Raw genomic sequence first — 20,357 nt, 5'->3', positions numbered from 1 at the left:
CGCTGATGAGTGATCGTGATGTGATGACGTTTGACGTGGTCATCGTCGGCGCCGGTCCGGCCGGGCTGGCGACGGCGATCCGCCTGTGCCAGGCGGAGACCGCGCCGAGCGTCTGTGTGGTGGAGAAGGGGGCCGAGGTCGGTGCCCATATCCTCTCCGGCGCGGTGATCGAGCCTCGAGGGCTCGACGAGTTGATCCCCGATTGGCGCGCCCGTGGTGCCCCCGTGGAGGCGCCGGTCGAGCGTGAGGAGCTGTATCTGCTACGTGACGCGCGGCGCAGCTGGCGGGTCCCCGAGGCGCTGTTGCCTCCAAGTTTACATAATGCGGGTTGTCAGTTGGTCAGTCTCGGTAATCTCTGTCGTTGGCTGGCCGCCGAGGCAGAGGCCCTGGGTGTCGAGATCTTCCCAGGGTTTGCCGCCACTGAGGTGCTGTTTGACGCCCAGGGGGCGGTGATCGGTGTGGCGACTGGGGATATGGGGATCGGTGCTGATGGTCGACCCAAGGACAATCATGCGCCGGGAGTCGAGCTACACGCTCGTCAGACCGTCTTTGCCGAGGGGTGTCGCGGGCATCTCGGTAAGCAGTTGTATCAACGTTTTGCACTGGATGCTGGCAGTAAACCGCAGCATTATGGATTGGGGATCAAAGAGTTGTGGGAGATCCCCGAGGCTCAACATGAACCTGGGTTGATACAGCACGGTACCGGTTGGCCCCTACCCGAAGGGACCCACGGTGGTTTCTTTCTCTATCACTTGAGTGCGCGTCAGGTCGCTGTCGGGCTGATCGTCGATCTCGATTATCGCAATCCTTGGCTCAGTCCCTTCGACGAGTTTCAGCGAATGAAGCATCATCCGTTGTTTGCGGGGACACTCGCAGGCGGAACACGGTTGGCCTATGGCGCGCGCGCCCTGGTCAAGGGTGGTTTCGATGCCTTGCCGAGACAACATTTTCCCGGGGGGTGTCTAGCTGGATGCGAGGGAGGGACCCTCGATAACGCCAAGCTCAAGGGGGTGCATACCGCGCTCAAGAGCGGCATGTTGGTTGCCGACGAGATCCTTGCGGCCTTCGCTACAGGTGATCCTGGTGGTCGGGATCTCACTGGGTTGGATGCCCGACTGCATGATTCCTGGCTCTATGCCGATCTACGAGCTGGGCGTAATTTTGGCACGGCCTTGCGCCGTTTTGGCACGGTGTTCGGTGGTGCCTTCAATACCCTTGATCAGCGTCTGCTCGGTGCGCGGCGAGCCCTTCGTCGCACCGATGATGCGCCTGATCACGCCAGACTTGACCTTGTTGATCGTTGTTCACCGATCACCTATGACAAACCGGATGGGGTGCTCAGCTTCGATCGACTCTCCTCGGTGTATCTTGCCAATACCGCGCACGAGGAGGATCAGCCCTGTCACTTACACCTGGCCGATCCATCGATCCCGACCGGTAGCAATCTGAGCGACTATGCCGAACCCGCACAGCGTTATTGTCCGGCCGGGGTCTATGAGTTGGTGGGGGAGGGCGCCGCGTTGCGGTTGCAGATCAATGCCGCTAACTGTGTGCATTGCAAGACCTGCGATATCAAGGATCCGGCCGCTAACATCACCTGGGTCGCCCCCGAGGGGGGGAGTGGACCGAACTACCCGAACATGTGAATGAGGAACCAAGGATGTCGACCCTCAAAATCGGTCAACGTGCGACCCTGACGCGCGCCTTTAGTGATGCCGACGTGCGTCAGTTCGCCGAACTCTCGAGCGATCTCAATCCGGTGCATCTCAATGCCGACTATGCCGCCGAGACCCGGTTCGGGCAGCGGATCGTGCATGGGATCTTGGTCTCGAGTCTGTTCTCGGCATTGCTCGGGCATCACCTGCCTGGTGATGGCTCGATCTATCTTGGCCAGGAGCTGAACTTCAAGGCACCGGTCTATCTCGATATGCCGGTGACCGCCTCGGTCGAGATCACCGCGATTCGCGAGGACAAGCCGATCGTGACCCTTGAGACGTGTTGCGTCGACGCCGAGACGGAGCGTGTGTTGATCGTTGGTGAAGCGCGGATGTACGTGCCCTGGCTCCAGGTCTGATCCCCATCCGCGCCAAATTTGAGAATGGAAGAGAGACCGCCTGCTTAGGCGGTCTCTGGCGTTTGCACAATCGTGTGCGGCGCTGAATGGACGCCTTGACGTACCATATCCAGCATGATGTCGGCGATCTCCTCTGGGGTTCGGATCCCGCGTCGGTACCACAGACACGCCCAGTTCATTCCACCGAGTAGGAACAATCGTAGGAGCGAGCGATCGGTACCTGCGGCGACAGGGAGTTCTTCGATGAGCTCACGGAAGAGGTTTTCGTAGGTCTTGCGAAACGGCGTGATGCGTTTGAGTAGGTTGTGTTTTCCAACCAGTGCGAGATTGCGTCCCGTGATCCGATCTACGGGTGAACCTTCGACGATCCCGGCTACATGGACCTCACAGGCAACACGCAATCGCTCCCATGGATCGTCTAGATCAGCGATGGCAGCCTTGATTCTGGCCTCGACCCGGGTGATCCCGGTGCGGTGTACGGCCAGGTAGAGTTCTTCCTTCGATGGGAAGTAGTGATAGACCGAGCCGGGGAGGAGGCCGACCTTGCCGGCGATGTCACGGATCGAGGTACCGTCGTAACCGAGGTCGAAGAAGAGTTCGGCGGCGGCATCGAGGATGCGCGTACGGCGATCGCGTGGTGGTGCGTCCTCGATAGGATCTTCCTCGGAGAGTTTGCCGCGGGCCAGTAGGGCGCGTTGTCGTTGATCAAGTCCCTTGATTCCCTCTGGTGTACTGCGTACCAGCGCCTTGAGGCGCTTGACCTGGGTCTCGAGTCCGTGGCGTTGCAGGACGTAGCGTACCCCGGATGGAGAGATGCGTAATCCTGATGCGCATAGCAGGCGCGAGATTGATGCCTGACCAAGCTCTGGTCGTTCGCGAGCGAGTCTGAGGATGGCTGCCTCGCGATCCGGGTCTGTGGGAGGGTTGGCTCTCATGGTGTGATGCGCCTTTGGAAATGAAGGTTGAGTTGAGAATAACACGTGTGTTTTTTCTTATAAACTACCTAAACAGTTATTTGACAAGTTTTCTTTAATAGATTGGATAAAAAATCCAAAAACAAAGGACCGCACCTTGGACCACGTCTTCACCACCAGAAAGAAAAGAAAAAAGGATCCTTAAGTTAACATAATATACATTATGCGAAATAAAGGAGGTGGCAGAAGGTAGGCCCAGAGATTAGCTGGGGCCACTCTCCTTTCATAAAGGTCTGGCTCAACCCATTACCCACTCAGATCAGACCTGATCCAAGCGATGGATGAAGACCCTGCGCCCATCGGGATCGACCGATTGCGCCAGCTCAAGCAGATGTTGGTGATGCGTGAAGAGGATCACCTGGGTCTGATCGGAGAACAGCGCCAAGGTCTCGAGAGTAGCCCGCGCACGCGTATCATCGAATTGCACCAGGATGTCATCGACGATGAACGGCAAGGGCTCAGCCTGACCTAGATGATGCTCTAAACCTGCCAGGCGCAAAGCAAGATAGAGTTGATCTCGCGTCCCGGTGCTCATGGCCTCAACACGCACCCGTTCACCGTTGTCACGAATCCCCACCAGTACTGCTTGATCGTCGTCACCGAAGTCACTCTCCACCCCACTGAACGCACCACAGGTCAAACGGGTGAAGGCCTCGGCGGTACGGGCCAGGATCGGATCGCGATGACTGCGCCGAAAGCGCTCGATGGTCTCACGCAGTACCCTTGCTGCCAGCCGATAGCGTAGATAGCGTGCGCATTGATCATGCAGCTGGGCATCGATACCTGCGATCTCCTCGGCCACCGAGGCGGCAGTATCGGTGCCATCCATGGCCGCAAGACGGTGTTCGGCCTCGACGCGTACCGCCAAGCGACGCTCGCGCTCGGGATCGAGCGTCTCATCGAGACGGCGTTCGATTTGGGCCAAGGTCTCCAGCAAGGCCTCTCCGGCGATGTCTTCGGCGCCCGCCTCGTTCTCGAGGCGTTCCAGAGCGAGACCGTCACCCGCCTCCAGCAGGCGGACCTCGATGGCCTCGAGCTGCTGTTCGAGTTCACGCTGCAGTCGAGCACGCTCTTCCACCCCGGCCAATTCATCAGCCTCGCGACAACCGGCCTGGTTGCACAGATCGGCAAGCTGCGCCTCGGCACCGCGTAAGGCCCCGGTGGCCATCTCGAGTTGACGCTGCGCCTCATCGTGTTGGCGCTGCAGCTCGTCGTGTCGTTCTTGCTGGGCACGCATGTGCTCGAGGCGCGTATCCAAGGTCTCGAGCGCGAGCTCCACGGGCGCATCGACGAGATCCGGCGCCAGGTGCGCAACCCGAGCGCGCAGCTCGGCGACGAAGTGCTGGGCATCGGTATCGATATCATCGATACGGGTCTGAAATCCGGCCGCTTCACGGGCGTCCTGCAACGCCTCGGCCAACTCAGCAAGATGCTCCTGGGCCTCGGCCGGCAAGCAGTGGATGGCAAGCCCGATCCGGGTCATCGCCTCGCCCCAGTCACGCGCCCAGACCGACCACTCACGCTCGGCCTGTTCGGCACCGCTGCGCGCGTGCTCGCGGGCCTGGCGCGCCTCGCTCAGCGCGGAGATACAGGCGGCATGGATGTGGGCTTGGTGGTGGAGCCGATCGAGCACTCGCGTTGACTCACCGATCCAGAGGTTGATGCCCTCGTGCTCGGCCGGCGGTGTCTCTCCGAGCGCTGATAGCACCTTACGCAGCAGCCCGAGACACTCGTGGCGCCGTTGTTCGAGCGCCTGGCGTTGATTGCGCACGGCAACCCAGCGTTCAACCTGTTCACGTAGACGCAGCGCCTGATTGAGCCAGGCACGCATCTGACGTGGTGGGAGTGGTCGCGCCAGCGCGCACTCACGCCAGAGTGCTTGCCAGGCGGTCTCGAAGTCCTCAGCTGCAGCCTCCAACTCATCGGCCACATCGCGGCAGGCCGCGCGTTCGTGTGCGCAGGCCTCGTCCCGCCGCTGTAGCGATTGGTAACGCTGCACCCGATCACTCTCACGACGCAGTCGATCGGCCAGGGTATCGGCATCGCGCAGCGCCTGCTCGAAGCGCGACGCCAGCGCCCGCCCCGTCTCCTGCTGCATCGACCCCTGATACGCCTTGAGCGCCGCCCAATGCTCCTCGCGTGTCTCACGCATCGCCAGCAGCGCCGCTTCGGAGGGGACCTCACCGTCCCCCTCGAGGGTACGCAGCTCGGCGGCGATGGTGTTCGCTTCCTGTTCGCAGCGTTGTCGCCGCTCGTGCAGTCGTTGCTGCTCCTGATCCAGCGCCTCGGCGCGGGCGACCCAGTGTTCAAGCGTCTCGGGTTCTGGGAGCGGGACCTTCAGCAGGGCCTCCACCTCAAGCTCCCAACCGTTCAGACGCGCGCGTGCCGTGGCGCAGTGCTGTTCGAGTGCACGCGCCTCGGCAGCGAGTTCGGCAAGTTCGGCATCCAGCCCCCCTGCCCCACGCGCCTGATCCAGCGCCAGCTCCAGGGACGTCGATGACCGTGGAGGATCGCACGCAGCGAGCTGACGCTCGCATTCGACCAAGGTCTGCTCGGCGCGGTCGCGTGCTAGCCGGGCCCGTTGCCGCTCACCCCAGAGTGTCTCACGACGTTCGCCCAGTGCGTTGACGCGCCGGCGAACATCCAACCAATCATGCAGCGCCTCGGTGGGTGTGGCGGCGGCCTCGGCGTCGACTCGGGCCACCCGTTCGACGACCCGAGCCTGCAACGCATCACGTCGGGCAACCAGCATCGATCGGTCGGCGGCGGCCTTACGATGGCTGCCGAGGCGTTCGCGCAAGGCCGCCAGCTCGGCGCCAGCGGCCAGCACCCGGTCGTCGACGACGATTCCCGCCAGCGCCTGTTCGAGCGTGGCAAGCCGCGCCGAGACCAGTTCACGTGACTCGATGGCACGGATACGCTGGGTCTCGGCCTGATGTCTACGCGCGGCAAAATCCTCTGGTAGATGTAGCCGCTCACCCAACTCCGCCAACCGCGCCAGCACTCCACGACGGAGTTCCAAATCGGCACGGGTACGGCGGATTCGCTCAAGGCGCGCCCGTTCTCGCAAGACCTGGTCGCGTTCACGGTCGAGTGTGACCAATGCCTGGTGCGCAGCATCACGCTCGGCGCAGGCCTGTTGCCAGTCGTGCACACTGAGTTCGACCTCACGCTGGCGGCGCTGGAGATCGGCGCGTGCACTGAGTGCGGCGTTGATCAGCGGCTTGCGTCCGCGCGGGCGAAACAGCGCTGCAGCGGCCTCATCGAGCTCGGATAGGACCCGATGGACTGCTACACGACCGAGCCCACTGCCAAACAGGGCCTCGGCCTCGCGACCACGCTCCTCGAGCAGGGTGCGACCACCACTGACCAGGGTCTCGTGATCGATCCCGAACAGGCGCGCAAACCCCCCGGCGTCGACGCCACCGAGCAGACGCTGAAGCGACGCCTCTTCGAGCGGCTCGCCGTGCGCATCGAGCAGGGTGTGCTTGCGTCCCTTACGCCGCACGCAGTACAGCCGCTCACCTGCAGCACTGACTAAAACGGCACCGATACGCAGCGCTCGGGCCGGGTGGCAGAAGTCGTCACGGGTCCGCTCTGGGATACCATAGAAAAGCCCGTGCAGGGCACGCAGCGCCGAACTCTTACCGGCCTCGTTGTGACCATAGACGAGGTGTAGCCCCGCCTCACCGGCGCTCAGATCGAGCACCCGATCAGTGAAGGGGCCGAAGGCGCGCAATTCCAGTCGCAGCAGTCTCATCGTTGTTCGGTCCCGAGCAGACGCGCCCGCAGCAAGGCTCGTACATCCTCGAGGCAGGCGCGCAGGAGTTGCGGATCGGTAGGATCGCCCCCCCCTTGGCGCACGGCGGACGGCAACCGGGTAGCGAGTGGCTCGAGGTCCTCGGCAAGTGTCGATGGATCGAGCTCGAGGCGCTCGATCGCCTCGAGTAGACCACCGAGCGCGGCATCAGCGACCACGGTCTGTCCCTCGGGTCGGGTCTCCACCCGCACTTGTTCGAGCCACAGTCGATGACCGTGCGCGCCAGCCAGTCCACGACACTCATTGACCAGGTGTTCGTACTCGGCGCGCAGTTGGGCATCGAGCCCCGTCGTACCAGTCAGCTCCAGACGCAGCGCCAGGGTACGCCCCTCGGCCTGTTCACCAGTGCGCGCCAGCGCCTGGTCGATCCGGGCGTGGACCACGTCAAGGTCATCACAACCATCGAGCGCCACCTCGACCCGTGCCCAACGCACGACATCGAGGGCGCGATGTTGCAGCGAGACCCGATGGTCATGATCGAATGTCACCAAGGTCGCCCCCTTGGCTCCGCATTCACGGATATGACGTCCCTGAAGATTGCCCGGGAACACCACCCAGGGTGCCTCGGCCAACACCTCACGGGTATGGACATGGCCCAGTGCCCAGTAGTCGTAACCATGCTGACGCAGTGCCTCGAGCCGACACGGTGCATAACGAGCATGCCCACTTCGCCCCTCGAGCGCCGTGTGCAACAACCCGATGTTGAACAACCCGGCAACGGGTGGCGGATAGTTGCGGCTGAGGTCGGTCGTCACCGCCCGAGTCGCGAACCCCTGACCGTGCACAGCCAGGCCGAGTGAGTCGAAGACCCGGGTCTCGGGACGATCGGTGGCGAAGACATGGACGTTGTCGGGTAGTCGCAGGACACGGGTGATCTGGCTGGCGGCATCGTGGTTGCCCGCGATCAGACAGACCGGGATACCCGCAGCCCGCAGGCGCTGCATCTGGGTGATAAAGAACAGCCCAGTGTTGTAGTCACGCCAATCACCATCATAGAGATCCCCGGCGATCAACAGCAGTTCGACGGACTCGGCGAGCGCCAGCTCCACCAGATTGACCAAGGCGCGCCGGGTGGCGCCTCGTAGGGCCTCGAGCGGTGCGCCGGGATAACGCTCAAGCCCCTGTAGCGGACTGTCGAGATGAATGTCGGCGGCGTGCAGGAATCTCACGCGTCCAACCCTCCATGCGGCTGCGGATCCATTGATCCGGGCATTCTCGCCCTGCCCTGCACGCCCTGTCCAACCGCGTGTATTCGAGTTGCCGTGCTCGTAGCCGTTATCGACGCGATGGTGCGGATGCCCTCGAAACCTGGGCACGTTATCCTAATCATATTGAGAAGGCTGCAACGCCACCGAATCAACCACCGGGGAATCCCATGATGAGCAGCTCCCACACGCCCCCCCTCAGGACCCTGGCTCGACCCCGGGCGGCGGCCCTCTGCTGCTGTGCGCTCGCCCTCACCGTGCTGAGCGGGTGTAGTGAATGGCCTCGGCTGGCGACGCGCCCAGAGCCTCAGCCGACACCCCCACCACGCCCCGTCGAGCAACCCGCACCACCGCCCCCACAATCGACCCCGGTCATCCCCAAGGAGCCGGCGTTGTACGCCTGGAACGGAGACGGACGACGGGTCTCGCACATCGTCATCGACACCGATGAGCAAAAGGCGCGGTTCTACGATGAGGCCGAGGAGATCGGCTGGGCCACTGTCGCTACCGGGGTCTCACGCCACCCCACTCCGACCGGCCGCTTCGCGGTGATGGAAAAGGTCGAGAACAAGCGCTCCAACCTCTATGGACGCTATTTCGGTGCTGGCGGCAAACTGATCCAGTCGAACGTCAAGGTCGGACGTGACCCGGCCCCCGATGGCGCCCGTTTCGTCGGTGCCAAGATGCCCTACTTCATGCGCCTGACCTATGATGGTATCGGACTACACGCCGGTCCCATCCCCCGCCCCGGACGCCCGGCCTCGCACGGCTGTATTCGCGTGCCCGCGGAGGTCGCGCCATTACTATTCGCCAAGGTCGGGCGCGGGACCCCGGTGATCATCATCGGAAGCGGTCCTGATTACGGTGATTACGCCAAGCGCCAGCAACGGCTCGCCGCCGAGCGTACCGCCCGTGCCCAGCGCACTCCGGCCCCGGCGCAGACGGTCCCCGAGCCCCCCCCACCAGCCGCTACCGTGCAACCACGCCGGCAGCCACAATCGGCACCCTCCAGCGCCGCTCCCCAGGGGGACGCTGCGACCGCCGCACAAACGACGACCATCACCGAGCCCGCACCGACCGAGGACGTACCTCGCCCCCCCGAGCAGACCACACCGCGTCTCACCCCCAACTCGGGGATGGCGCAACATCCCTCGCCTGGTGCGGCAAACACCGCAGAGGCCAACGAAGGATGAGCCTGCAACGTCACCGACTCGATGCCGAGTTCGCGCTCGACCCTGAGCTCTGTCACCTCAACCATGCCGCCATCGGTCCCTGGCCTCGGCGCACCATGGAGGCGGTATGCCGTTTTGCCACCGACAATGCCGCACGCGGGTCGCTCGACTATCTCCAGTGGCTGGAGGTCGAGACACACCTACGACACCGTCTGGCACGACTCATCGGCAGCGATGACAGCGCCAGCATCGCCCTGCTCAAGAATACCTCCGAGGCGCTCTCGGTCATCGCCCACGGTCTGCCCTGGCGCACGGGCGAGAACGTCGTCGGAATCGCCCAGGAATTCCCTTCAAACCGCATCGTCTGGGAATCACTGGCCCCACGAGGGGTACGCTGGCGGGCGCTCGATCTAGACCAGAGCAGCGATCCAGAGGGCGATCTCTGCGCCCTGTGCGACGAACACACCCGCCTGATCGCGGTAAGTTGGGTACAGTACGCCCGCGGCCTACGGCTCGATCTGGCGCGGATCGGCGCCTTCTGTCGCGCACATGACATCCGCTTCTGTGTCGATGCCATCCAGGGCCTCGGTGCACAGCCCTTCTCACTTGCCGACAGCGGTGCCGATTTCGTCGTCGCCGACGGTCACAAGTGGATGTTCGGTCCCGAGGGACTGGCACTGTTCTATGCCGCCCCCGCCCACCGCCAGACACTCGGCCTACATCAATTCGGTTGGCACATGGTCGCCAACCCTGGCGATTTCGAGCAGTACGATTGGACACCAGCGCCTGAGGCCCGCCGCTTCGAGTGTGGCAGCCCCAACCTGCTCGCCGTCCATGCGTTAGAGGCGAGTCTGTCGTTACTCGAGGACGTCGGTATAAGCCGCATCGAGCCCCTGATCCGGGAACGCTGTGACTGGCTGATCGAGGCGATCGATCGGCGCGGATTCGAGCTGCTCAGTCCTCGCGCACCGGAACGCCGCGCCGGGATCATCACCTTCCGTGTGCCGGAGGTAGCGAGCGAGCGGCTCTATCCGGCACTGATGGCCAACCAGGTACTCTGTGCCCAGCGCGGCGGAGGGATCCGGTTCTCCCCGCATTTCCACACCACCGAGGAGACCCTGACCTTGGCCATGGAACGCGTCGAGCAGCTCGCCCGTGGCTGAGGCGCACGCCTTGCCGGCCGTTTACCGCCGGGGGCACAATGGCCTCATCCCCCACCTCCTTGGAGTCGTAACGGCGTGAAGTGGTACGGAATCCTGCTAGGTGCCCTGCTCGGGACCTTCTTCGGGACCATCATCGGCTATCTGCTGGTACCGGCCATGCTGCACTGATGTAGCGCAGCCCCGGCACCCACCCGGTTGATCGGCGGGGACGGAGACAAAACGTGGGCAACTTGCGCTTGCTCAAGGCGGCGGTCGTGATTTGTGTGTTTATTTAGCCCCGAAGCGGGCGATCCTCTCGACACAAGTCCGGTCCGCAAAGCCTTCCTCATCCAATCCGAGGTGCGAGATGTCCATCACCACACGACTGGTCGCCGTGGGTCTGATGCTGGCCGCCTGCTCACCGACGGCGGCGACCCAGCCGTCGCCCACAGCGGTAGATCAGACGGCGCTGGAGACACCGGGGCAGCGGCCCCAACAATCTGGCCCACTCAGCGGCGGCAGCGCCGACCATACCAAGTTCGAGGTCCTACAACAGACCTTCACGACCGGTCCCGAGGTCACCGAGGCCTGCCTGAGCTGCCACACCGAGACCGGCCAGCACTTCATGCGCAACATCCACTGGACCTGGGACTATGTGGACCCCGAGACCGACCAGCAGCTCGGGAAGCGTCACCTGATCAACAACTTCTGCACCAACGCCCGTGGCAACGAGGGGATGTGCGCCCAGTGTCATGCCGGCTACGGCTGGAAGGACGAGCACTTCGACTTCACCGACCAGACCCAGATCGACTGTCTGGTCTGTCACGACGGCACCGGCAACTACTATAAGACCCCGAACAACGAGGGCCACTCGGCCTGCTCGGTGATGTTCGAGGACATGCCCCCGCTCGATCTCGGTGAGATCGCCCGAAACGTCGCCCTACCGAGCCGCGCCAACTGCGGCACCTGTCACTTCAACGGCGGCGGTGGCGACAACGTCAAGCATGGCGACCTCTCCACCGCGCTCATCGACCCTCCGCGTACGCTCGATGTTCACATGGACGCCGCAGGACTCAATTTCGCCTGCACCGCCTGCCACATCACCAAACAGCACCTCTGGGCGGGGAGTCGCTACAAGGTCATCGCCAAGGACACCGAGGGTACCGGTCTCCCCGGCGAGCGCCGTGATGTCGCCACTTGTGAGTCCTGTCACGGGCTCTCCCCACATCCGATCGACTCGGTGCGCGCCTTCAAGCTCAACGACCATATCTCGAGCGTGGCCTGTCAGACCTGCCACATCCCCGAGTTCGCCCGCGGCGGTGTGGCCACCATCACCGACTGGGACTGGCGCACCGCTGGCAAGACCCATGATGGCGAGGGCTATCACGAACACGGCTACACCCAGGGCAACGGCGAACAGCGCTACACCTACAAATCGATCAAGGGGGACTTCATCTACGCCGAGGACGTGGTCCCGGAATACGCCTGGTTCGATGGACAGATGCACTACACCACCATCGATACCCGGTTCGACGACAGCCAGCAGCCAATCGAGGTCAACCACTTCGGTGGTACGCGCGCCGATGGCGACTCACGCATCTGGCCGTTCAAGCGCATGCGCACTTGGATGCCCTATGATGCCGGCAACGCCACCCTGGTCTACACCCATCTCTGGGGCGTCGACGATACCGCCTACTGGGGGAATTACGACATGGGGCAGGCCATCGCCCGGGGGATGGCCGACTTCGGGCTCGACTACTCTGGCGAATTCGGCTTCGTCGAGACCCTTTCCTGGTGGCCGATCACCCACATGGTCGCACCCAAGGAGGACGCCCTCGCCTGTCGCGACTGCCATGCTGCCGAGGGGCGGCTGGCCGGACTCGAGGGCGTCTATCTGCCTGGACGCGACCATAACCGTTGGCTTGATCTCATCGGTATCCTCGCAGTCGGCCTGACCTTGCTCGGGATCCTCATCCATGCCCTGATCCGGCTCTTCTCGAAGGGAGAACAACACTGATGGCGATGCGTAAGGTCTTGATATTCGGGCGTTTCGAACGCTTTTGGCACTGGAGCCAAATGGTGCTGATCGTGATCCTGATGTTCACCGGTTTCGGCCTGCACGGCTTCCACAACCTGTTCGACTTCGAGACCGCGGTCACCGTCCACATGTATGCCGCGACCGCGTTGCTGATCCTGTGGCTGTTCAGCGTGTTCTGGTTGTTCACCACCGAGACCTGGCGTCACTTCCTGCCCACCGGACGCGGCCTTTGGCAGGTCTTGCGCTTCTACAGTTACGGCATCTTCAGAGGGGAGCGTCACCCTTATCGCAAGGCCTTCTGGCGCAAGCACAACCCGCTCCAGGCGTTGGCCTATCTGATGCTCAAGGTGGTGCTCTTCCCGCTGATCTGGGTCACCGGATTGCTCTATATCTTCTACTTCCTGTGGCGCGACATCCCCCTCGCGACCACTTGGCTGGAGGCCATCGCGATGATCCATACCGGTGCGGCCTTCGCGATCCTTGCCTTCGCCTTCATCCATGTCTACATGCTCACCACCGGACACTCCTTCCGCGAGCACGTCGCCCCGATGATCACCGGCTTTGACCTGGTCGATCTCAACCCCGAGGAAGAGGCCTATCTGGAGAAGGATCAGCCGGCGATGATCCGCTGACCTGGTCGAGCCCCGGGCCAGGGATGGCCACCAGCAGTGCACCAACGAGGATCAATGCCAACCCACCCCACTGCAACGGCAAGAGGCCTTCGCCGACCCAGAGCACGGCACCGAGCACCCCCACCACCGGCTCGACGGTGGCCAGTACCGCCGCCCGCGAGGCGGTGACCCGCTGCAGCCCTCGGGTGAACAGGGCATAGGCGAGCAGGGTCCCGAGCAGCGTCATCGCCAGCAAGGCCCCCCAGATCCTTCCCTCTCCCCGGTGCACCGCGAGCCCTGCGAGCACCTCCCAAGTCTCAGGTAACAGCAGCAACACCAGGGCGCTGAGGAGAAAGCCACTGGCCATGACCGGATCCGGTCCGAGCTGCACGACCAGCCGTCGTCCGAGCACCGGATAGAGGGCATAACAGACCCCAGCCGCAAGCCCGAATATCACCCCCTCCATCGATCCCCCTGCTGTCGACACCCCCTGTCCGAGCAACAATCCCACCCCGCACACAGCGGCGAGCGCAGCGGCAAGCCCGCGACCGGTCACCGACTCACCATCAAGCACCACCCCCAGGACCAGAGCCCAGAGCGGCGCGGTATAGAGCAGGACCACCGCCATAGCGACACCGACGACATCGATTGCCTGGAAATAGCAAAGGTTGTAACCGAGCACCCCGATCATCGCGTGGAGCAACAACCAGGGGGCTTGCGAGATCAACGAGCGGCCATCGAGACCGCACAGCAACCAGCGTGCACCGAACACGATGCACAATGCCGCACCGAGGACACGTAGGAGCGCCACCTGTTGACCATCGAAACCAGCGCCATTGAGCGTTACCGCAAACAGGCCGAGCATCCCCCAAAGCGCGGCGGCAACCAGGATCATCCACATCGCAGGAGCATCTCATCGACAACGACTCGCAACAGCCTAAAGGAGGATGGGACTGGCGTCGTTCAGCAAATCGCGCAAAGGATTCGGTATTTCGTCAGCCGTGACCGGACGTGCGCCGGTAATCGCTCGGGGTCATCCCGAGATGCTGCTTGAACAACGCACAGAAGGAGGATGGATTGCGATAACCGAGCAGATAGGCAATGGTCGAGACCGAGGCCTCGGTCTCGCGCAGCAGCCGACTCGCCCGCGCAAGCCGTGCAGCGATCTGGGCCTGCTTGGGAGAGCAGCCGTGACGCGCCCGATACAAGCGGTTGAATTGACTCACCGAGAGTCCGATGGTCGCGGCGATCTCGGCCACCCCGGCGCCATCGGCACCGGACTCGGCGAGCAACCGTTCGCCACGACGCAACCGGGAGGTCTGCTCGATCGCGCTGGAAGTGGGAGCCGGTTCGGTGAGCAGTTCGCAGGCGGTGGTGATCGCCGCGCGCGAGCAGAGTCGCTGTCCGCCCCGTTCGAGTTCGCCGGCGAGCAACGCCAAGTAACCTGAGGCGGTCACACCTAATGCCCGTAGCGGCGCCATATCGGGCTGCAGACAGATCCCAATCAATACCGGGTCATGGAGATCGAACACCAGAAAACGGTTGCGCGCGCTACCGCTGAAGTCATGTCGGGCGCCGGGGGCAAGCACTGCGACCATCCCCGCAGCGAGTCGGGTCTCGTGGCTGGCAATGGCCAGATCCATGCTGCCCTGCAACGGGATCACCACCTGGGCGTGCCGGTGATGGTGGCGCGTCTGCCGAGGGGCGTAGTGACGCAGCTCGATCAGATAAGGTTGGTCGTCACACATGGTGCCGGGAAACACCGGGGCTAGAAAGAAAACGGGCACCGTGATGATCACGATGCCCGTCGAGCGGTCTCAGCTGGAGACTGCGACCTGCAAGGGAGGTGCGCTGGCCTCGTCGTCGTGGTCGACGTCGAGCTGCGCGGCCCGCTCCCGTTGGAATGCCTGGTTGACGCGATCCCGGAGTTCCTTGCCTGGCTTGAAGTGCGGGACGTGCTTGCCAGCCAGGGCCACCGATTCGCCGGTCTTCGGGTTGCGACCGATGCGGGGTGGGCGGTAATGGAGCGAAAAGCTTCCGAAGCCACGAATCTCGATCCGTTCACCGGATGCGAGCGCGCTGCTCATGCGCTCGAGGATCTTACGAACCGCCTCTTCGACATCTTTGTAGGGAAGATGGTCCTGCTCGGCGGCCAGAACGTCGATCAGCTCGGATTTCGTCATGGTATCGACTCCTGGAAAAGCATGCGGGGCCCGCCAGATGGCGAGCCCCGGAGGGTCATGGAAGCGTCAAGCCGGCATTAGTTGCCGCGCTGGGCCTCTTCCATCTGCTCCTTGAGGATGTCGCCGAGGGTTGCGGTACCGCTGGCCGACTCGCGGGCATACCCCTTGAGTGCTGCCTGCTCTTCTTCGAAGTCCTTGGCCTTCATCGACAGCGACAGGGTGCGGTTCTTGCGATCGACACCGAGGAACTTGGCCTCGATCTCCTCGCCAGCCTTGAGCACGGTGCGCGCGTCTTCGACACGGTCACGCGAGATCTCGGAGGCACGCAGATAGCCCTCGACACCCTCGGCCAGCGCGACGGTCGCACCCTTGGGGTCGACCTCGGTGATGGTGCCGGTGACGATGCTGCCCTTGTCGTGCAGTGCGACAAAGCTGGAGAAGGGATCCTTGTCGAGCTGCTTGACGCCGAGCGAGATGCGCTCGCGCTCGGGGTCGACCGAGAGCACCACGGTCTCGAGCTCGTCGCCCTTCTTGTAACGACGCAGGGCCTGCTCGCCGGACTCGTCCCAGGAGATGTCGGAGAGGTGCACCAGACCGTCGATGCCGCCCTCGAGACCGATGAAGATACCGAAGTCGGTGATCGACTTGATCTTACCGGTGACGTGGTCACCCTTCTTGTGGGTGGCGGCGAACTCGTCCCAGGGGTTGAGTGCGCACTGCTTGATGCCGAGCGAGATGCGGCGACGCTCCTCGTCGATGTCGAGCACCATGACCTCGACCTCGTCGCCGAGCGCGACGACCTTGGTCGGGTGGATGTTCTTGTTGGTCCAATCCATCTCGGAGACGTGCACCAGACCCTCGACGCCCTCTTCGATCTCGACGAAGCAGCCGTAGTCGGCGATGTTGGTCACCTTACCGAAGACACGGGTGCCCTCGGGGTAGCGACGCGAGATGTTGACCCACGGATCCTCGCCCATCTGCTTGAGGCCGAGGGAGACGCGCTGACGCTCACGGTCGAACTTGAGCACCTTGACGGTGATCTCGTCGCCGATCTCGACCACCTCGGAGGGGTGCTTGACACGACGCCAGGCCATGTCGGTGATGTGCAGCAGGCCGTCGATACCGCCGAGGTCGAGGAACGCACCGTAGTCGGTGAGGTTCTTGACGATACCCTTGATCTCCATGCCCTCTTCGAGGTTCTTGAGCAGCGCCTCGCGCTCGGCGCTGTACTCTTCCTCGACCACCGCACGGCGCGACACCACGACGTTGTTGCGCTTGCGATCGAGCTTGATGACCTTGAATTCCTGCTCCTTGCCTTCGAGGTAGGTGGTATCGCGCACCGGACGCACGTCGACCAGCGAACCCGGCAGGAAGGCACGCACGGTGCCGAGGTCGACGGTGAAGCCACCCTTGACCTTGCCGTTGATCATGCCCTTGACGGTCTCGGCGGCCTCGAAGGCCTTCTCCAGGTGATCCCAAGCCGCGAAACGCTTGGCCTTCTCGCGCGACAGACGAGTGACGCCGAAACCGTCCTCGACTGCGTCCAGGGCGACCTCGACCTCGTCGCCGACGGCGACCTCGAGCTCGCCTTCGGCGCTGATGAACTGGCTGCGCGGGATCACGCCCTCGGACTTCAGCCCGGCGTTCACCATCACGTTATCGGACGTGATTTCGATGACGGTACCAATGACGATGGTGCCCGGCTGGAGCTGGGTGGTGTTCAGACTCTGTTCAAAAAGTTCGGCAAAGCTTTCGGTCATGAGATCCAATTATCCTGAAGAACGGCGCGCGTTCCACTCCGTCCGGAGCGGTGGGTGATGAATTAAACGACAAGGTCGATGCAGCGCACCGACCCGACCAAGTGTCGGCCCATCCCGAAGGACGGGGTCGACGTCAAGAGACCAGCTCCGGGAAGACGCGCCTTACCTCTTCCAAGACCCGATCGAGCACTTCCTGAATGGACATCGCGGTCGAATCCAGCGTCACGGCGTCCGTTGCCGGACGCAGCGGCGCGACCGCACGGTTGCGGTCGCGCTGATCACGCTCGCGGATATCCTTTATGAGGTCGGGGAGACTAGCATCCAACCCCTTTTCTTTCAACTGTTTATAACGCCGCTCGGCGCGTACCTCGGGGCTGGCATCGAGAAAGACTTTCAATGGGGCCTGAGGAAAGACCACGGTCCCCATGTCGCGACCATCGGCGATCAGTCCGGGTTCGCGCGCCATGCGCTGCTGCCATTCGAGCAACGCGGCGCGTACCGGGGCGTGCGCGGCGGCCCGCGAGGCAGCCATGCCGGCCTGCTCGGTGCGGATCAGGTCGCTGACGTCCTCGCCGGCGAGTAGCACCCGGCGTTCGATGAAGCGCAGCTCGAGCCCAGCAGCGAGCGCCGCCAGCCCCTCAGCGTCATCGAGGTCCACCCCGGCGCGACCGGCGACGAGCCCCAGCACCCGATAAAGCGCCCCGCTATCGAGGCAGTGCCAGCCGAGCCGCTCACCGAGCAGCGCGGTCAGGGTCCCCTTGCCGGTCCCAGAGGGACCATCGACGGTAATTACCGGAATCATGCGCGTTGTTGCTCCTCGATCTGCAACCCGGCGCGCGCGGCCAGCCGTGGGAAGCCGGGGAAGGAGGTCTCGACATTGGCACAGTCGTGGATCTCCACCGGCCCTGCGGCACGTAGCGCGGCGATGGCGAAGGACATGGCGATGCGGTGATCACCGTGGGCCTGGATCGGTGCGCGCCCGAGGTTCGAGCCGAGCGCGCCGCCACGGATACGGATGCCGTCGGGCAACGGCTCGGCCTCGATGCCGAGCGTGGCCAGACCATCGGCCATCACCTGGATGCGATCGCTCTCCTTGACCCGCAGCTCCTCGGCGCCGCCGAGCCGGGTCTCGCCCTCGGCACAGGCGGCGGCGATGAACAGCGCCGGGAACTCGTCGATGGCCAGGGGGACCTGGTCGCGCGGGATCTCGATGCCGTGGAGCGATGCGTGGCGCACGCGGATATCGGCCACCGGCTCGCCGCCGGCCATGCGCTCGTCGCGCAGCTCGATGTCACCGCCCATGGCGCGCAGGATGTTGATCACGCCGATCCGGGTGGGGTTGATACCGACCCCCTCGAGCAGCAGATCCGAGCCCGGCGCGATGCTCGCACCGACGAGGAAGAAGGCCGCCGAGGAGATATCGGCCGGCACCACCAGCTCACAGCCCTGCAGCCGTCCGCCACCGCTCAGACAGACCCGAGCGCCGTCGCGACGCAGCCGATAGCCGAAGGCGCTGAGCATGCGCTCAGTGTGATCGCGCGTTGGCGCGGGCTCGGTCACACAGGTCTCGCCCGCGGCGAAGAGCCCGGCGAGCAGCAGGCTCGACTTGATCTGGGCGCTGGCCACCGGCAGTGCGTAATCGATCCCGGCGAGTGTCTCGACCGGGGTGATGCGCAACGGCGCGGTACCGCTCTCCGAGGTCTCAATGCGCGCGCCCATCCGCGCCAGCGGTTCGGTCACCCGACGCATCGGCCGCCGCGTCAGCGAGGCGTCTCCGACCAGGGTGGTGGCGAAACGCTGACCGGCGAGCAGACCGGCGAGCAGCCGCATCGAGGTGCCGGAATTGCCCATGTCGAGCACCGCGTCCGGGGCCTCGAGCCCGTGCAGACCGACCCCACGCACCCGCACCCTGCCCGCCTCCGGACCCTCGATCTCGACGCCCATGCGGCGAAAGGCCGCGAGCGTGGCGAGGGCATCGGCGCCCTCGAGAAAACCGCTGATCCGGGTCTCGCCCTCGGCCAGCGCCGCGAGCATGATCGAGCGGTGCGAGATCGACTTGTCGCCCGGTACGCGCAACCGCCCGGTGAGCGCCCCGCCGGGACCCACCAGATAACGGATATCCTCAACCTCTGCCAAGTGTCCCTCCGCGTCGTGTCGACCGGGTTTTTATGGATAAACGGTTAATTTTACGCGCCCGGGCACAGCCGGGTAAACCGCCATGTCGGGGTGGTCGCGCCCCGAATCACCCCAGCGAGCACGGCTCTCAACCCAGCAGACGGTCGATCTCCTCGACCAGGCGCCGCATCTCGGCATCAGTGCCGATCGAGATGCGCAGGTGCTCGGTGAGCCGTGGTCGATCGAAATAGCGCACCAGCACCCCGACCTCGCGCAGCTGCTCGAAGAGCGCGCGGGCCCGACCGTTGGGCACCCGCGCCAGCACGAAGTTGGTCTGTGAGGGCAGTACCGCAAAGCCGCGCCGGGTGAGTTCAGCGACCGTCCACTCGCGCGTGGCCATCACCCGCGCGATGCAATCGCGGAAGTAGTCCTCGTCCTCCAGTGCGGCGAGCGCACCGGCCTGCGCCAATCGGTCGAGCGGATAGGAGTTGAAGGAGTCCTTGACCCGCTCAAGCCCCGCGATCAGCTCGGCCGAGCCATAGGCGAAGCCGACCCGCAGCCCGGCCAGCGAGCGCGACTTGGAGAAGGTCTGCACCACCAAGAGCTGCGGGTGCTCGGCGAGCAGCGCCACCGCGCTCTCGGCGCCGAAGTCGACATAGGCCTCGTCGATCAGCACCACCCGCTCGCGGTTGGCTGCGAGCAGGCGCTCGAGCTGCTCGAGCGGCAGCGCCCGACCGGTCGGGGCATTGGGGTTGGGGAGCACGATCGGACCGCTCTCGGCGGCATAGTCGGCCGGGTCGACCTCGAAGGCGGCATTGAGCGGGACGATCCGCGAGGCGATCCCAAAGAGCTTGCAGTAGACCGGATAGAAGCCGTAGGTCAGGTCCGGGAAGCGCAGCGGCTCGGGTTGCTTGAAGAAGGCCATGAAGGCGAGCGCCAGCACATCATCCGAGCCGTTGCCGATGAAGACGTTCTCCGGCGCCAGCCCCGCGCGCGCGGCGAGCGCGGCCCTGAGCGCGCCACTGTCGGGGTCGGGATAGAGTCGGAGCGCGTCGACCGCCGCATCATCGAGCACCGCACGCACCCGCGGCGAGGGCGGATAGGGGTTCTCATTGGTGTTGAGCTTGGTCAGCTCGACATGCCTGGGCTGCTCACCGGGGACATAGGGTTGCAGGGTGTGGACCAGGTCGCTCCAGTATTGACTCATGTTCGGCGGATCGCGGGGTTGGATGGACAATCGTTCAGTTTATCCGCTGGGCCGGC

General features: G+C 64.0%; 16 protein-coding genes. 6 read left to right on the top strand and 10 right to left on the bottom strand.

The window, feature by feature from the left end; all coding sequences use genetic code 11:
- The first annotated feature begins 5 nt into the window (after positions 1-5).
- Positions 6-1,646 carry an electron transfer flavoprotein-ubiquinone oxidoreductase gene (locus tag HF203_RS04600; protein WP_168667060.1) on the top strand — a complete coding sequence of 547 codons (1,641 nt, stop codon included), beginning with the start codon at positions 6-8 and terminating at the stop codon, positions 1,644-1,646.
- Between the two features lie 14 nt (positions 1,647-1,660).
- On the top strand, positions 1,661-2,074 hold the full coding sequence (locus tag HF203_RS04595; RefSeq protein WP_168667058.1) for a MaoC family dehydratase: 414 nt from the start codon (positions 1,661-1,663) through the stop codon (positions 2,072-2,074).
- Positions 2,075-2,118: 44 nt separating this feature from the next.
- On the opposite strand, the gene HF203_RS04590 is transcribed toward HF203_RS04595, so the two are convergent.
- The 3 genes from HF203_RS04590 to HF203_RS04580 all read right to left on the bottom strand — a co-directional run bounded on the left by HF203_RS04590 (position 2,119) and on the right by HF203_RS04580 (position 8,037).
- A complete protein-coding gene (locus HF203_RS04590) occupies positions 2,119-3,009 on the bottom strand; it encodes a TetR/AcrR family transcriptional regulator (RefSeq protein ID WP_168667056.1) in 891 nt (296 codons plus the stop codon).
- 298 nt (positions 3,010-3,307) lie between these two features.
- Positions 3,308-6,808 (bottom strand): YhaN family protein, encoded by a 3,501-nt coding sequence (locus tag HF203_RS04585; protein ID WP_168667054.1) that lies wholly within the window; start codon positions 6,806-6,808, stop codon positions 3,308-3,310.
- Entirely contained in the window at positions 6,805-8,037 is a 1,233-nt protein-coding gene (locus HF203_RS04580; RefSeq protein ID WP_168667052.1) for a metallophosphoesterase, read from the bottom strand. Before HF203_RS04580 ends, HF203_RS04585 begins: the two co-directional genes overlap by 4 nt.
- Before the next feature lie 428 nt (positions 8,038-8,465).
- Between HF203_RS04580 and HF203_RS04575 the strand changes: the two genes are divergently transcribed.
- From HF203_RS04575 to HF203_RS04560, 4 genes are all read left to right on the top strand, one after another.
- The gene (locus HF203_RS04575; RefSeq protein WP_210424635.1) at positions 8,466-9,266 is read left to right on the top strand and encodes a L,D-transpeptidase; all 801 of its coding nucleotides are present in this window, start codon (positions 8,466-8,468) and stop codon (positions 9,264-9,266) included.
- Positions 9,263-10,408 carry an aminotransferase class V-fold PLP-dependent enzyme gene (locus tag HF203_RS04570; RefSeq protein WP_168667048.1) on the top strand — a complete coding sequence of 382 codons (1,146 nt, stop codon included), beginning with the start codon at positions 9,263-9,265 and terminating at the stop codon, positions 10,406-10,408. Before HF203_RS04575 ends, HF203_RS04570 begins: the two co-directional genes overlap by 4 nt.
- 346 nt (positions 10,409-10,754) lie before the next feature.
- Positions 10,755-12,404, top strand: a complete 1,650-nt coding sequence (locus HF203_RS04565) for a tetrathionate reductase family octaheme c-type cytochrome (RefSeq protein WP_168667046.1) — start codon at positions 10,755-10,757, stop codon at positions 12,402-12,404.
- Complete coding sequence (locus HF203_RS04560) at positions 12,404-13,057, top strand: cytochrome b/b6 domain-containing protein (RefSeq protein WP_168667044.1); 654 nt, start codon at positions 12,404-12,406, stop codon at positions 13,055-13,057. Before HF203_RS04565 ends, HF203_RS04560 begins: the two co-directional genes overlap by 1 nt.
- Here HF203_RS04560 and HF203_RS04555 read toward each other — a convergent pair.
- The 7 genes from HF203_RS04555 to hisC all read right to left on the bottom strand — a co-directional run bounded on the left by HF203_RS04555 (position 13,002) and on the right by hisC (position 20,301).
- Positions 13,002-13,937, bottom strand: a complete 936-nt coding sequence (locus HF203_RS04555; protein ID WP_168667042.1) for a DMT family transporter — start codon at positions 13,935-13,937, stop codon at positions 13,002-13,004. The two genes, HF203_RS04560 and HF203_RS04555, sit on opposite strands and share 56 nt — an antisense overlap.
- 94 nt (positions 13,938-14,031) lie before the next feature.
- Positions 14,032-14,784: a helix-turn-helix transcriptional regulator gene (locus HF203_RS04550; RefSeq protein WP_168667040.1), complete on the bottom strand. Its 753-nt coding sequence runs from the start codon at positions 14,782-14,784 to the stop codon at positions 14,032-14,034.
- A 69-nt stretch (positions 14,785-14,853) separates the two neighbouring features.
- Positions 14,854-15,219, bottom strand: a complete 366-nt coding sequence (gene ihfB / locus HF203_RS04545) for an integration host factor subunit beta (RefSeq protein ID WP_168667038.1) — start codon at positions 15,217-15,219, stop codon at positions 14,854-14,856.
- A 77-nt stretch (positions 15,220-15,296) separates the two neighbouring features.
- The gene (rpsA, locus tag HF203_RS04540) at positions 15,297-16,979 is read right to left on the bottom strand and encodes a 30S ribosomal protein S1 (protein WP_168667036.1); all 1,683 of its coding nucleotides are present in this window, start codon (positions 16,977-16,979) and stop codon (positions 15,297-15,299) included.
- A 133-nt stretch (positions 16,980-17,112) separates the two neighbouring features.
- Entirely contained in the window at positions 17,113-17,781 is a 669-nt protein-coding gene (gene cmk / locus HF203_RS04535; RefSeq protein WP_168667034.1) for a (d)CMP kinase, read from the bottom strand.
- Entirely contained in the window at positions 17,778-19,115 is a 1,338-nt protein-coding gene (gene aroA / locus HF203_RS04530; protein ID WP_168667032.1) for a 3-phosphoshikimate 1-carboxyvinyltransferase, read from the bottom strand. The genes cmk and aroA overlap by 4 nt, the downstream gene beginning before the upstream one ends.
- A gap of 127 nt (positions 19,116-19,242) precedes the next feature.
- Positions 19,243-20,301 (bottom strand): histidinol-phosphate transaminase, encoded by a 1,059-nt coding sequence (hisC, locus tag HF203_RS04525; RefSeq protein ID WP_168667030.1) that lies wholly within the window; start codon positions 20,299-20,301, stop codon positions 19,243-19,245.
- Positions 20,302-20,357 lie beyond the last annotated feature (56 nt).

Origin of the sequence: Marichromatium bheemlicum (genome assembly GCF_012276755.1) — a bacterium.
Classification (GTDB): domain Bacteria; phylum Pseudomonadota; class Gammaproteobacteria; order Chromatiales; family Chromatiaceae; genus Marichromatium; species Marichromatium bheemlicum.
The sequence above is the reverse complement of the archived record's forward strand: the minus strand, read 5'-3'. Positions and strand labels throughout refer to the sequence as shown.